Below are 13,542 nucleotides of genomic sequence, written 5' to 3'. Positions count from 1 at the left end.
TCTCCTCGTGGGGGGAGGTCAGACGGGGTTCTCCTCGTGGGGGGAGGCCAGATGGGTTTCTCCTCGTGGGGGGAGGTCAGGCGAGCGTGACGCTCACCTGGTCGAAGTGCGCGGTGCCGAGGGCCGACGGGTCGCCGGAGCAGACCACCAGGCCCACGTGGTAGGGGGCGTCGCCGAAGCCCGGGATCTCACCGGTGGCGAGCGGGGTCCAGGTGGCGCCGTCATCGGTGGAGACGGCCGCGGCGAAGGCGGTCCCGGTGCGCTTCAGCCGCAGCAGCAGGGGAAGTTGGACGGCAGTGGCGCCGGTGAAGGCGGAGGCGCCGGCGACGGTGGGGCGCAGCATGAGCTGGGCGCCGGTGCCACCGGTGACGATCGCTCCGGCGGCCTGGTCGAACGGCGACAGGGACTTGGTCATGAGCAGCCCGGCCCGGTCGGCGCCGGCCCCGGCGCGGGAGACCAGCCGGGCGGTGAGCACACAGTCGCCGGTGACCGGCTGCCGTACGAACTGGCCGGTCATCGCCTGGTGGTTGACGTCGAGGCCGGCCCCGGCGCCGCGCACCACGAAGGTCCCGTCCTCGACGGCGGTGCTGCCCGGGGTGCGGATCGCTACCACCCCGAGGGTTCCGAAGGCCCGGTCGTCCAGGACCGGGTCGCCGAGGTCGCCGTAGGTCCAGGGGGCGGGCGGGGGTGTGCCGACGGTGAGGGTGAGCGTGCCGGTGCCGGTGCCGGAGGCGTTGCCCGCGGTGAGGGTGACCGTGCGGACGCCGGTGGTGGTGGGGGTGCCGGAGATCAGGCCGGTGCGCCGGTCGAGACGCAGGCCGTCGGGGAGTCCGTCGGCGGTGAACCGCACGGGTTCGTGGGTGGCCCGCAGGCACAGCTGGAAGGGGTCCCCCTGGCTGGCGAACGCGGCGGTCCCGGCCGGGAGTTCGGGGACGGACGGGGTCGGCATGGTGGCGGCGGCAGATGCCGACAGCGGCCCGCGTCCGCCGCCGCCGGTCTTTGCCACGGCGTAGTGGTATCTGGTACCGGGTGTGCCGGTGGCGTCGGTGTGCCGGATGCGGCTGCCGGTGCCGACCGGGCCGATGCCGGTGGCCAGGGTGAGGTAGGGGCCCTCGGCGTCGGTGGCGCGCAGCACCGTGTAGCGGGCGCTGGGGTCCGGGTCGGTCCAGGCCAGTTCGACGGCGTCGGCGCCGGTGGCCGCGGTCAGGCCGGCGGCGGTGCGGGCGGGCCGGGGCGTGGTCCAGAGGTCGCCGGAGGCGGTGGTCACGCTGACGTTGTCGAAGGCGCCGGTGCCGGTCTCGGCGTAGTCCGCGTCGACGCCGAGGCAGGAGGTGAGGATCAGGCCCGCGTACGCGGTGTGCGGCAGGTCGCAGACCGTCGACCCCACCTCGGTCCAGCGGACGCCGTCCGGTGAGATCGCCCCGGTGCACCGGTCGCCGCGACGGCTGATCCGTACCCAGTACGGGGTCCGCAGCCGGTAGCCGTCGCCGGCGCCCTCGACATGGGGGGCCTGGAGCGGGGTGGCCGACTCGGGCAGTTCGCCGAGGTCGGAGAGCGGGAAGCCGGCGTTCACCGTGATCGCCTGTTGTTGGGTGGGGGGTACCGGTGTGCTGCCGGTGCCCGAGACGGCCGCTCCCGTGCTGGGCCGTACGCTCCACACGCCGCTCCAGGTGTGCAGCGGCAGGCCCTGGATCAGCATGGCGGCGTGCGCCGCGTCCGCGTCGAGGGAGGCGCGCAGGGTGACGCCGGTCCTGGAGTACTGGGAGCTGAGCGGCCATACGATCCGCGCGGTGACGGTGCCGTCGCCGGGCAGCGGGAGATGGACGAGGCGGCCGGTGTGCGCGGTGCCGGACGCCTCCAGCAGGAACCGCTCTCCGTCGAAGGCGGCGGTTCCCGGGATCCGTACGGCTCCGAGGTCCTGGGTCCGCCAGGGCCCGGGCAGCCCGGCGGCGGCCGCGGCGAGGGCCGACTCACCGCTGGTGCCGAGGGAGTTCACGGCGCTGACCGTGTAGGAGTAGGTACGGCCCGGACGGGTCCCGCGGTCGGTGTGGGCCGGTTGCCCGAGGCCGGTGGCGATCTCCTCGTACGGGCCCTCGGGGCGGGTGGCCCGCCGGACGGTGTACGTCCGCGCCCCCGCCGACGGCAGCCAGGTCACGGTGACGGCCGTGCCGTCGCCGGTCGCGGTGACGCCGGCCGGGGCGGTGGGGACGGCGGGGCCCAGGGCCCGGGCGTCGGCGTAGGTGTAGGCGTAGGCGTAGGCGTAGGCGAGGGTGCCCCAGCCGGGCAGGTCGTCGCTGCCGCCCTCGACGACGCGTGCGCCGCCGGTGCCGCGGAAGACGGCGGCCCTGGTCCAGGGGGTGTCGAGGCCGCGTACGCCGGCGTAGTGGGCGTAGTACATCTCGTAGACCGGGGGCAGGGTGCCACGGCCCTTGCCGGAGACGGCGGTCTTGAGGTACTTGCCGGTGCGGTCGAGGTCGGGGGTGAAGGGGACGTCGGCGCCGAGGTTGTAGCGGGCGTCGTACTCGGCGCCCGCGAGGATGCGGTGGTCGTCGTACCCCCACAGGTCGACGCCCTGGTTCCAGGCGACCTGGGCGATGTCGCCGGTCAGCCCGACCGCGAGCTGTTCGTGGCCCTGGTCGCGGCCGCTCTCCTGGCCCTGGCCGGCGTCGGTGACGACGCGGTGCCGGATGCTGCCGTTGCCGGCGCCCGCGGCGGCGTAGCGCAGGGCGTCCTCGAAGAGCGTGCGCTCCTCGCAGAACACGCCGATGGCCAGGATCGTCTGAATGGCCGTCAGGTCCCAGTTGCCGTTGGCGTAGAGCATGTAGCCGGAGACGGCGGGATACCAGACGTCGAGGAAGGACCGCTCGCAGCGGGCGACGGCGGCGTCCGTCCAGCCGTCGTAGCCGGTGTGCCGCAGCAGTTCGGCGGCGTTGGCGAGCTTGAAGGCCTGGAGGCCGGCGCCGAGCGGTCCGTCGGCGCCGGTGACCGTGGTGAGGGAGGCGGACCAGGCGTCGAGGATGTCACGGGCCTTGTCGGCGTGGGCGCGGTCGCCGGTGACGGCCCACAACAGGGCGTTCTGGTAGGCGGCCGCGGAGTCGGCGACGGCCTCGTTCTGGAAGTTGGCGGGGCCGCGGCCCCAGGAGGTGATCTGGCCGGTGTTCTGGACGGTGTAGCCGCTCTGCGACCGAGGGTGGGCGGCGAGGGCGAGGAAGCCGTCGTACTGGGGTGACTGCCGCGCGTCGACGGCCGCCTTCATACGGGCGAGATCGGCGGCGGTGTGCAGCAGGCCGGGGTGGGCGAAGGTCCTGGCGCCGGGGGCGCCGGGGGCGCCGGCCGCCCGCGCGGTGCCCGGCGTCGACAGTCCGCTCGCGCCCGACGCCAGCAGCAGGGCCGCCGTACCGCCGAGGAAGCGGCGGCGGCTGGGTGCAGGAATGGTCATGAGGCGTCCGGCGGGTTCATGTGCTGACTCCTTGCGGGCGGTGAGCAGATGAGGGACGCGGTGGGTGCGATGTTTCAGCAACCGCTTGCTATGGGCAGTGCAGGGAGCTTCCTTCCCGACACACGGCACGTCAAGAGGCCCGGCGAACTTTGGAGAACAGTGAAGTCCTCGCTTGCAGGTCCCAGGGACGGCGCCCCAAGCCGCACCCCCACCCGGCCGGGTCATTGACCGGCGCTTCCCGCCAGATCTACGGTAGAAGCCGCTTTCTGAAAAGGTTTCTGGCATCGCCCCCTCTCATCCACTCCCATCCCAGGAGAGCCATGCCCAGCCGCCAGCCGCCGAGGGCCGTGTTCGCGATGGATCCGGTGCACCTCCCCCTGCTCTTCCCGCCACCGCTCATGGCCCGGCTGCGGCAGACCTGCGACCTCGATCCGGCCCTGGTCGTACGGGACTTCGCCGACCCGGCCGCCCGGGCCGCCCTCGCCGGTGCCGAGGTGCTGATCACCGGCTGGGGCTGCCCCGGCCTGGACGCGGACGTGCTGGCCGTCGCGCCCGGCCTGCGCACCGTCCTGCACGCCGCGGGCTCGGTCCGCTCGCTGGTCGGCGAGGCGCTGTGGAAGGCCGGGGTCGCCGTGTCCAGCGCGGCGACCGGCAACGCGGTGCCCGTCGCGGAGTACACGCTCGCCATGATCCTGCTCGCCGGCAAGGACGCCTTCACGCACCGCGAGCGGTTCCGCGCCACGCACGCCTACCCCGCCCACGCCGAGACCGCGGCCACCGGAAACGTCGGCCGTCGCGTCGGGGTCATCGGCGCCTCCCGGGTGGGCCGCAGACTGCTGGAGCTGCTGCGGCCGTTCGACTTCACGGTCCTGCTGCACGACCCGTACGCGAGCCCCGCCGAGGCCGCCGCCCTCGGTGCCGAACTGCTGCCGCTGGACGACCTGTTGCGGCGCAGCGACATCGTGACCCTGCACGCCCCCGACCTCCCCGAGACCTACCGCATGCTCGACGCCGGCCGGCTCGCCCTCATCCGGGACGGAGGCGTGCTGATCAACACCTCCCGGGGCGCCCTGGTCGACCCGGACGCGCTCACCGGGGAGCTGGTGTCGGGGCGGCTGCACGCGATCCTCGACGTGACCGAGCCCGAGCCGCTGCCCGCGCAGTCCCCGCTGTACCGGCTGCCCAACGTGTTTCTCACCCCGCACATCGCGGGCTCGCTGGGCAACGAGCTGGAGCGGCTCGGGCGCATCGTCGTCGAGGAACTGGAACGGCTGGCCGCGGGGCAGCCCTTGGCCCACGAGGTACGGCACTCCGACCTGACGCGGGTCGCATGAGCGCGCCCGGCGGCCCTCGGCCGGCGGCAACACGAGCCACACGCATGGAAGTCCACGCCCGCCGCACCCCGGCCGACGCCGACACCGGCCGGCGAGGGTCCCCCTCGGCGCTTGTCCACAGGGCAGGCCGCCCCGCAGTCGGCATCGGATACGGTTTCCGCAACCCGCACCAAAGTGGCCCTCGGCCCGCGGGTGACCGGGTCACTCACGCGAAGGAGCCGCAAGGGTGGGTCAGCGCAAGGCGGTGAGCGAGGCCGGACGGGCCACCATCCGCGATGTGGCCGAGCGAGCGGGCGTCTCCGTCGCGAGCGTGTCCCGCGTGCTGTCCGGCAACTACCCGGTCTCGGAGGACCTGCGCCGCCGGGTGATGAGGGTCGTACGCGACCTGGACTACGTCACCAACGCCCACGCCCGCTCGCTGGCCGGCGGCGGCACCCCCACCGTGGCCATCCTCATCAACAACATCACCGGTGCCGCCTTCGCCCATGTCGCCAAGGGCGTCGAGGGCGCCGCCGCGCTGCGCGGGTGGCTCTCCCTGGTGGGCACCACCGGCGACGACCCCGAGCGGGAACTCGCGCTGGTCAACCTCATGCGCCAGCAGGGCGTCGCCGCCGTGGTGCTGCTCGGCGGCGCCTACGACTACGACGAGTACCAGCTGCGCATGGCCCGCTTCGCCCGCTCCCTCGACGCGGCCGGCTCCCATCTGGTCCTGGTGGGCAGGCCGCCCCTGGAGGGCGACGTACCGGCCACCACGGTCGACTACGACAACGAGGGCGGCGCCTACGCGATGGCCAGCCATCTGCTGTCGGCCGGGCACCGCCGGGTCCTGGTGCTGCCCGGTCCCGCCGAACTGACCACGGCGCAGGGCAGGTTGCGCGGCGCGCGGCGGGCTTTCGAGGCGTACGGCGTGCCCTTCGACCCGGACATGGTGAGACACGGCCCGTACGACGACGAGCACGGGTACCGGGCCGTCGGGCAGAGCCTGCGCGAGGGGCTGGAGTTCACCGCCGTGCTGGCCGGCACGGACGTGGTCGCGGCGGGCGCCATGCAGGCCCTGCGCGCGGCCGGGAAGCGGGTGCCGGAGGACGTGTCGATCGTCGGCTACGACGACATCCCGCTCGCCTCCCAGCTGACCCCCCAGCTCTCCACCGTGCATGTGCCCTACGAGGAGATGGGCCGGGTCGCCCTGCGCGCGGTGGCCGACCGGCGCGAGGGCGGTGCGGGCCGCCGCAGGGGCGCCGACGGCGAGCATCTGGTGCTGGGCACCCATGTCGTCGTACGCGACTCCGTGCGGCCGCCTGCCCCCACGCCGGGTCGCTGAGGTCGAGTCCGGACAGCGCTCTTTCGTAAACGTTTTCCTCAGCGGTTACCCACCCCCCGGCCGGTTGCCGACCGCTTGTTGGAGCGAATTCCCGCACGCCTCTTGCTCGCCGCTCGTCAGCTCGCCTACTTTCTCAGCAAACGCTTACTACAGCTTCCGCTTGGACGACGGCCTCCGCCTGGCCGGTCCCGGACCTTCCGAGCCGATGACCTCCGGCCGCCCATCCCGGCCCGCGCGCAGCCGACGCCCCCTCCCGTCCGAGACGCCTACATCCCGAAGGAACCCGGTCAGATGAACTTCACCAGCCCACGGAGAAAGTTCGCCCACGCCGCCCTCGCGGGTCTCGTGCTCACCGGTCTGCTCACCGCCTGCGGCGGCTCGGGCTCCGGGGGCGACACCGCCTCGGCCGGCCCGGTCACGCTGCCCTTCTGGGGCTGGGCCAACGGGCAGGACGCCGTCGTCAAGGCCTTCAACGCCTCGCACAAGGACGTCAAGCTGGAGTACACCAAGGTCACCGACCAGCTGACCATGCAGAAGCAGCTGACCAACGCGGTCAAGGCGGGCAACGCGCCCTGCCTGGTGCAGAACACCGCCGAGTACGTGACCAGCTGGGTCTCGCAGGGCGCCCTCGCCGACATCACCCCGTACGTCCGGACCGCCAAGGACAGGTTCAACCCCGGTTCCTGGTCCACCGCGCAGGTGCAGGGGAAGCTGTACGGCGTACCGACCAGCTCGGCGCCCGCCTTCACCGTCTACCGCGCCGACCTCTTCGCCAGGTACGGGCTGCAGCCGCCCGCCACCTGGGACGACTTCATCTCGGCCGGCAAGGTGCTGAAGAAGCACGGCATAAAGATCACCAACTACGCCGGTGAGGACCCCAGCACGCTGGAGGTGCTCGCCATGCAGGCCGGCGCGCACTGGTACGCGATCGACGGCGACTCCTGGAAGGTGGACTTCCAGGACCCGGGCACCCTGAAGGCGGCCGCGGTGATCCAGGAGATCATCGACAACGGCCTCGACTCCACGCTGTCGTTCGCGGACTACGCGGCCGTGCAGCGCACCTACGACGACGGCGGCACCGCGACCCGGCAGATCTCCACCTGGCAGATGGCCGGCATGGTGCAGAACTTCACCAAGTCCTTCGGGAAGTGGGCGCTCGCGCCATGGCCGACGTACCCCGGTGAGGCCGCCAGGACGCCCTCCGGCACCAACCTGACCGGCAGCGTCACCCTGGTGACCAAGCAGTGCGAGCACACCCGCCAGGCAGCGGAGGCCGCGCTGTGGATGTCCACGGACCCGGGCGCGGTGAGGACGATGGCGAGCCCGGTCACCGGCAACGGGGTGATGCCCGCGCTGAAGGACAGCGGCGCCTACGTGGACGAGGCGATCTCGGCCAAGCTGCTCGGCAGGAACTACGCCCCGGCGAAGACGGTGGTGACCGACAGCCTGAAGACGGTCACCACGGACTGGACCTTCGGCCCGGACTGGACCGCCATGTTCACCGAGTTGCAGAGCGGCTGGGCGAAGGTGGTCAGCGGGCGGCAGAAGGTCACCGACCTGCTGGCGCACATGCAGCGGTGGACGGTCGCGGACCTGACGTCGCGCGGCATCAGCGTCAAGGGCTGAAGGCCCGATGGTGCGCTCCCAGCGCTGGAAGGGCGCCGCGTTCACGGTGCCGTTCCAGCTCGGCTTCCTCTTCCTGTATCTGGTCCCGATCGGGTACGCCGTCCACCAGTCGCTCTTCCGGGAGCACCAGTCCGGGCTCGGACTCGGCGGCGCCACCGTGCGGTTCTCGGGCCTGGCCAACTACCGTCAGGGCCTGAGCGATCCGGCGTTCCTGCACGCGGTGGGGCGGGTGGTGCTGTTCGCCTGTGTGCAGATCCCGGTGATGCTGCTGATCAGCCTGGTGCTGGCGCTGCTGCTGGACGCGGCGGCCACCCGGGTGGCGGGCCGGTTCCGGATCCTGCTGCTGGTGCCGTACATGATCCCGGGGGTGGTCGCGGCCGTCGTCTGGATCAACCTGTACAGCCCCGACGTCGGCCCGCTCACCCCGCTGGGCCGGGTGTTCGGTCTGTCCTGGAACTTCTTCGCGCCGTCGATGGTGTGGCCGTCCATCGGCAACCTGCTGACCTGGCACGGCATCGGCTACAACATGGTGATCATCTACTCGGCGCTGCAAGGGGTGCCGCGCGAGCTGTTCGAGGCGGCCCGGCTGGACGGCGCCTCCGAGCTGCGGATCGCCCGGAGCGTCAAGGTGCCGTACGTCCGTGGGGCACTGGTGCTCACCGGCATGCTGTCGATCATCCAGATGCTCCAGATCTTCAATGAGCCGGCGCTGTTCCGCAACGTCACTCCGCAGACGGTCGGGGACGGCTTCACCCCGATCATGGTGATCTACAACCAGGCGTTCAACGCGGGCAACTACCACTACGCGGCGGCCCTTTCGGTGCTGCTGGCGCTCGTCCTCGGAGTCGCCTCCTTCGCCTTCTACCGGCTCACCTCGAGGGAGGCCGACCGATGACCCTCACCGAAGAGCGCGGCCGGACCCGCCCGGTACGGCGGCTGACCCGCCCGGACCCGGCCGCCCGCAGCCGTGGCGGGCAGCGGTTCCTGCTGGCGGGGCTGGTGCTGGCGAGCGCCTACAGCCTGTTCCCGGTGTGGTGGCTGATCATCGCGGCGACCAAGGACCGCACGGGGCTGTACCAGAGCAACGGCCTGTGGTTCTCCGGGATGCACCTGGCGGCCAATCTGCGGCAGCTGTTCACCTACGAGCACGGCATCTTCCTGCGCTGGACCGCCAACTCGCTGCTGTACGCCGGAGTCGGCTCGGCCGGCGGCACGCTCATCGCGCTGGCCACCGGCTACGGCCTGGCGCGCTTCGACTTCCCCGGCCGGAGTGTGGTGTTCGCGTGTGTGGTGGGCTCCTTCCTGGTGCCGATCGCCCTGCTCACGCTCCCCCTGTATCTGCTGTTCTCGCGGATCGGGCTGGTGGACACGGTGTGGGCGATGCTGATCCCGTGCCTGATCAACCCGTTCAGCGTGTATCTCGCGAAGGTGTACACGGAGTCCACCGTTCCGTACGAACTGCTGGAGGCGGCCCGGATCGACGGCGCCGGCGAGGTGCGGATCTTCTGCACGATCGTGCTGCGGATGATGACCACGGGTGGCGCGACGGTGTTCCTGCTCGCCTTCGTCAACACCTGGAACGCCTTCTTCCTGCCGCTGACCGTGCTGCGCGGCGAGAAGAACTGGACGCTCGCCCTCGGCCTGTACAACTGGACCGGCAAACGCCTGGAGTCTGGGGTGGACCTGACCAGCCTGGTCCTCACCGGAGCGCTGCTGTCGATCGTGCCGATGGCGGTGATGATGGTCGCGATGCGCCGGTACTGGCGGACCGGGGTGACGCTGGGCGCCCTGAAGTGAGCCGCGCCGCCGGGGCCGTACCCGACACTGGCTACCGTGCTGTCGTATGAAGATCGAATCCCTTCTTGAGGACCTGGAGAGCGGCGACTCCGCACGCGCGGAGGCCGCCGCCGCACTGCTGGCCGAGCAGGCCGACACCGTGGTGCCCGGGCTGCTGCGGGGCGTGGCCGCTGTCAAGTCGACCGCCAGACTGCAACCGGTCATGCGGGCGTTGCAGCACATGGGGCCGCCGGCCTTCGAGCCCCTGGTGGCCGCCTGGCGCCGGAAGGAGGTGCCGGACTGGCAGGCGGGCCGTCTCCTCGGGGTGTTCGACGAGCGCTCCGCCGATCAGTACGCGGCCCTGGCGGCCGATCCGGACTACCGCACGTCGGGCCATGGCTTCCAGGGGCTCTTCAGGCTGCGGACGGACTCCGAGGCCGGACTGCGGGCCCTGGTGGCCAGCTACGCCCGCGACCGCGTCGCCCCCTACCGGGCGTCCGACTACGCCCGAGCGCTGCACGACTCCTTCCGGCCGCGGCTGCGCGCCCTGCGCCGCGACCCGGCCGAGAGCCCGAGGACCCGGCGGGGCGCGATGGTGGCGCTGGTGGCGGGCGGCGGCGCCGACGCCCTCGACGACCGCGACCGCGCGGCGATCGAGCGGCTGATCCGGGTCAAGATCCCGCACGAGACCCCGAGGCTCCCGTCGTCGACCCTCAGCGGCTGGTGGCTGGCGGTGCCCGGGGCGTCGTACGAGGGCCTCTTCGAGGCGCTGGGCCTGCACGACCGGCGGCCCGTGACGGTCGCCGCCGGCGTCGAGGCGGCGGAGGGCCGGCACATCCGGGCACCCGGGCAGGACGGCGCCGGGCAGGCCGTGGGGCGGGTCTTCGTCACCCCCGAGCTGAACGGCTGGCGCCTGGTCTTCGGCCCCTTCGACCTGCTGGTCGGCGACGCCTGGGACGGTCTGATCGAGACGGTCGAGTCGGTCAGCGCCCGCTGCGGCCACGCCCAGTTGTTCTTCCTCGACGACGCCGGCGGCGCCGACGTGTGGATGGTCGCCGAGGACGGCCGGATGATCCGCCGGTACGCCGCCGAGAGCGACCCCGAGTGGGAGGGCGACCCGCTGCCGTGGGAGACCCTCGCGGTCGACGACCCGGAGTACGACCCCGAGTACGACGAGGTACCGTCCAACGCGGGCACCACGGGCGCCCGCTCGGCCTGCCGGTACCTCTCGGTCGACCCGGGCGAGGTCGGCCCGGACACCGAGGTACGCGGCCACGGCTGGCTGGCGCTCACCGCCCCGGGCATCAGCCACGGCGCCTTCCCCGGAACACTCCCCCTCTGAGGTACGGCAGAAGGAGGGCGCACCGGCTTCCGGCCGAGGTGTCCCACTGGGCCGGGGCGCCGGTGAGTGGGCTTGTACGGGCGGGCGTCGCCTGAGGTGTCCTGCCGGGCGGGCTTGGACGGGTGGTCCCGACCGAGGTGTTCCGCCTGGCCGGCTGGTACGAGCACCTCCGGCCGAGGCGGAGTGTCCGCCGGACGAGCTTGCACGCGCAGGCCCCGGCCGAAGTGTCCGCGGGCGGGCCGGCGCGAGCGCCCCGCCCGAAGGTGTCCCCGGCCGAAGCTCGCCCAGGCGGGCCCCGGCCGACGTGTCCGCCGGGCGGGCTGTACAAGCGGCCTTCGACACCGCACTGTTGGCCGGTATCCGTCATACCGTCAGGAGTCCCGGCTTGTCCTCCCACCTCCCCGCGCCCGCGTCCGCCCACGTCGTCGATCCCGCCGGCGGCTGCCCGCACGCCCTGAACGCCGAGCTGCGGGCCCGGGGGCCCGTCGCGGACGTCGTGCTGCCCGGCGGGGTGCCCGCGGCGGTCGTACTGGGGCACGACGCGCTCAAGGAGTTCCTCTCCCACTCCGAGGTGGCCAAGGACGCCCGCCACTGCCCGGCCCTGCACGACGGCACGATCCCCGCGGACTGGCCGCTGCGGGTCTTCGCCGACGCCCGGGGCATGCACACCGCCGACGGCGCCGACCACCGCCGGCTGCGCTCCCTCGTCGGGAACGCCTTCACCGCCCGCCAGGTGGAGCGGTTGCGGCCGCGCATCGAGGAGCTGACCGCCGGTCTCCTCGACGACCTCGCCCGGGCCGCCGCCGAGGACCCGGACGGCATCGCGGACCTGCGCACCCATGTCGCCCTCCCGCTCCCGCTGAGCGTCATCTGCGAGTTGCTCGGCGTGGACCCCGAGCACCGCGCCCGGCTGCACGACCTCACCTACACGATGGTCATCGCCACGGACGCCACCCCGGCGGAGGTGATGGCCGCCGTACGCGAGCTGACGGAGCTGCTCGGCACGATCGCGGCCGCCCGCCGGGCCGCCCCCGGCGACGACCTGACCAGCGCCCTGATAGCCGCCCGCGAGGACGGCGGCGACCGGCTCAGCGAGGCCGAACTCATCGGCACCATGCGCCTGATGCTGGTCGCCGGCCACGAGACCGCCCTCAACCTGATCAGCAACGCGGTCCGGGCGCTGTGCACCCACCGGGATCAGCTGGCGCTGGTCCTGGAGGGCAAAGCCACCTGGTCGGACGTGGTGGACGAGACGCTGCGCTGGGACGGCCCGGTCAGCTGGTTCCCCTTCCGCTATCCCACCCGCGACCTGACCCTCGGCGGCACCGTGATCCCGCGGGGCACCCCGGTGCTGGCCGGCTACACCGCCGCCGGGCGGGACGAGGCCTTCCACGGCCCGGACGCCGACCGCTTCGACGTCACCCGGCGCGGCGCGGCCCGGCACCTCTCCTTCGGCCACGGCGCGCACTACTGCGTGGGCGCCCCGCTCGCCCGACTGGAGGTCACGATCGCCCTGGAGTCCCTCTTCACCCGCTTCCCCGACCTCGACCTGGCCGTGCCGGAGGCCGAACTCCCCCGCCAGCGCAGTTTCATCGGCAACAGCGTGCAGGCGCTCCCGGTCCGCCCGGTGCGCTGACGGTGTCGGGCCGGGAGTGGTTCATCCGGCGGGGTGCGGCATTCCTCACGGGACACCGTCGTCCGTCGAGCCCCTGAATCACTCCACGAGCACATAACATTCAGGTCGAATTGACCAACAGTCGCAGTTGCCCGCCTAGTTGGAGAATTCTCCACACATCGACCAAGGGCGACCGCGCAAGGGGGAAGGAAAGTACCGAGATGACGTCATCCCGTCTCCGCCGACGTGTCGCCGGAACCGCGGTCACCGCTCTACTGATCGGCGCCGGCGCGCTGGCGACCGCGCCGTCCGCGGCGGCCAAGGCCAACCTGCTGGCCATCGACAAGGTGTCCCTGCACACCCCCGGCATCCAGGTGAAGGTCACGTACTCCTGCGACGTCGGCATGGACCACGAGCTCGTCGGCAACGCGACGACGCTCAACCACAGCGCCCACGACCAGTCCATCGCCGCGGGCACCATCAAGAAGGACCACCTGATCTGCGACTACAACAACCATGTCGCACTGGTGAACCTGCGCCCGGCGGTGGGCTCGCACTTCGCCAAGGGGGACAAGGTCAAGGTCACCGTCTTCTACTTCGACAACGACGGGTTCCGGTACGCCGACGCGCAGACGGTCGCCGTCCTGTAGAACGGGTTCCGCCCCGGCAACCGGCGCACTCCGCCCGCCCGTTCGGCCGTACCGTGGTGACCTTGCCCGGCGCACACCCGTTTGCCCGGGTATGAACCTCACCACGCGTTCCGCGGCGGCCCTCGCCGTGGCTTCCATCGCCCTGGTCGCCGCCTACGGCACGGCGCACGCCGCCTCTCGCACCCTCGCCCCCGGACAGCACCGCGCCACCGTGCTGACGGCCGCCGACGAGCACGACCCGAAGGAGGACGTCGAGCTCGACGAGAACGGCCGGCCCGACCTCGGCGAGGACTGAGACGCGGCCCCCTTCCGGGGCCGGACGGACGGGGGCCGGGCCCCCCCCAGCGGGTGGGGCGCGGCCGCCGGTTGGGCGGGGTGGGGCCGTGGGGCGGGGGACAGCCCGAACCCCGGCCCGGGGGGGCCCCCCCCCCTTTGCCCC

10 protein-coding genes are annotated in these 13,542 nt (G+C 72.6%); 9 read left to right on the top strand and 1 reads right to left on the bottom strand.

The genetic code is table 11. The features are described 5' to 3' along the window. Positions 1-76 precede the first annotated feature (76 nt). Positions 77-3,439 carry an alginate lyase family protein gene (locus tag ACFVIU_RS05155; RefSeq protein WP_385840711.1) on the bottom strand — a complete coding sequence of 1,121 codons (3,363 nt, stop codon included), beginning with the start codon at positions 3,437-3,439 and terminating at the stop codon, positions 77-79. 320 nt (positions 3,440-3,759) lie between these two features. Here ACFVIU_RS05155 and ACFVIU_RS05150 point away from each other — a divergent pair, with 320 nt between their 5' ends. The 9 genes from ACFVIU_RS05150 to ACFVIU_RS05110 all read left to right on the top strand — a co-directional run bounded on the left by ACFVIU_RS05150 (position 3,760) and on the right by ACFVIU_RS05110 (position 13,398). Continuing rightward, the gene (locus tag ACFVIU_RS05150) at positions 3,760-4,773 is read left to right on the top strand and encodes a hydroxyacid dehydrogenase (RefSeq protein ID WP_385840709.1); all 1,014 of its coding nucleotides are present in this window, start codon (positions 3,760-3,762) and stop codon (positions 4,771-4,773) included. Between the two features lie 226 nt (positions 4,774-4,999). Next, entirely contained in the window at positions 5,000-6,094 is a 1,095-nt protein-coding gene (locus ACFVIU_RS05145; protein ID WP_385840708.1) for a LacI family DNA-binding transcriptional regulator, read from the top strand. A 291-nt stretch (positions 6,095-6,385) separates the two neighbouring features. Beyond that, positions 6,386-7,720 carry an ABC transporter substrate-binding protein gene (locus tag ACFVIU_RS05140; protein ID WP_385840707.1) on the top strand — a complete coding sequence of 445 codons (1,335 nt, stop codon included), beginning with the start codon at positions 6,386-6,388 and terminating at the stop codon, positions 7,718-7,720. A gap of 7 nt (positions 7,721-7,727) precedes the next feature. Beyond that, a complete protein-coding gene (locus tag ACFVIU_RS05135) occupies positions 7,728-8,615 on the top strand; it encodes a carbohydrate ABC transporter permease (protein WP_385840705.1) in 888 nt (295 codons plus the stop codon). After that, positions 8,612-9,517 (top strand): carbohydrate ABC transporter permease, encoded by a 906-nt coding sequence (locus ACFVIU_RS05130; protein WP_385840704.1) that lies wholly within the window; start codon positions 8,612-8,614, stop codon positions 9,515-9,517. The genes ACFVIU_RS05135 and ACFVIU_RS05130 overlap by 4 nt, the downstream gene beginning before the upstream one ends. Positions 9,518-9,563: 46 nt before the next feature. Next, positions 9,564-10,838 carry a hypothetical protein gene (locus tag ACFVIU_RS05125; RefSeq protein WP_385840703.1) on the top strand — a complete coding sequence of 425 codons (1,275 nt, stop codon included), beginning with the start codon at positions 9,564-9,566 and terminating at the stop codon, positions 10,836-10,838. A 385-nt stretch (positions 10,839-11,223) separates the two neighbouring features. Next, positions 11,224-12,474, top strand: coding sequence for a cytochrome P450 (locus ACFVIU_RS05120; protein WP_385840702.1), 1,251 nt, complete (start codon positions 11,224-11,226; stop codon positions 12,472-12,474). Between the two features lie 200 nt (positions 12,475-12,674). Continuing rightward, positions 12,675-13,103 carry a hypothetical protein gene (locus ACFVIU_RS05115; protein ID WP_385840701.1) on the top strand — a complete coding sequence of 143 codons (429 nt, stop codon included), beginning with the start codon at positions 12,675-12,677 and terminating at the stop codon, positions 13,101-13,103. A 91-nt stretch (positions 13,104-13,194) separates the two neighbouring features. Then, a complete protein-coding gene (locus tag ACFVIU_RS05110; RefSeq protein WP_385840699.1) occupies positions 13,195-13,398 on the top strand; it encodes a hypothetical protein in 204 nt (67 codons plus the stop codon). Positions 13,399-13,542 lie beyond the last annotated feature (144 nt).

Origin of the sequence: Streptomyces sp. NPDC127190 (genome assembly GCF_042672505.1) — a bacterium.
Taxonomy (GTDB): domain Bacteria; phylum Actinomycetota; class Actinomycetes; order Streptomycetales; family Streptomycetaceae; genus Streptomyces.
The sequence above is the reverse complement of the archived record's forward strand: the minus strand, read 5'-3'. Positions and strand labels throughout refer to the sequence as shown.

Coding starts and splice junctions, on each gene's coding strand:
- ACFVIU_RS05155 (WP_385840711.1), bottom strand. CDS start 3,439: ATGACCATTCCTGCACCCAGCCGCCGCCGCTTCCTCGGCGGTACGGCG.
- ACFVIU_RS05150 (WP_385840709.1), top strand. CDS start 3,760: ATGCCCAGCCGCCAGCCGCCGAGGGCCGTGTTCGCGATGGATCCGGTG.
- ACFVIU_RS05140 (WP_385840707.1), top strand. CDS start 6,386: ATGAACTTCACCAGCCCACGGAGAAAGTTCGCCCACGCCGCCCTCGCG.
- ACFVIU_RS05135 (WP_385840705.1), top strand. CDS start 7,728: ATGGTGCGCTCCCAGCGCTGGAAGGGCGCCGCGTTCACGGTGCCGTTC.
- ACFVIU_RS05130 (WP_385840704.1), top strand. CDS start 8,612: ATGACCCTCACCGAAGAGCGCGGCCGGACCCGCCCGGTACGGCGGCTG.
- ACFVIU_RS05125 (WP_385840703.1), top strand. CDS start 9,564: ATGAAGATCGAATCCCTTCTTGAGGACCTGGAGAGCGGCGACTCCGCA.
- ACFVIU_RS05115 (WP_385840701.1), top strand. CDS start 12,675: ATGACGTCATCCCGTCTCCGCCGACGTGTCGCCGGAACCGCGGTCACC.
- ACFVIU_RS05110 (WP_385840699.1), top strand. CDS start 13,195: ATGAACCTCACCACGCGTTCCGCGGCGGCCCTCGCCGTGGCTTCCATC.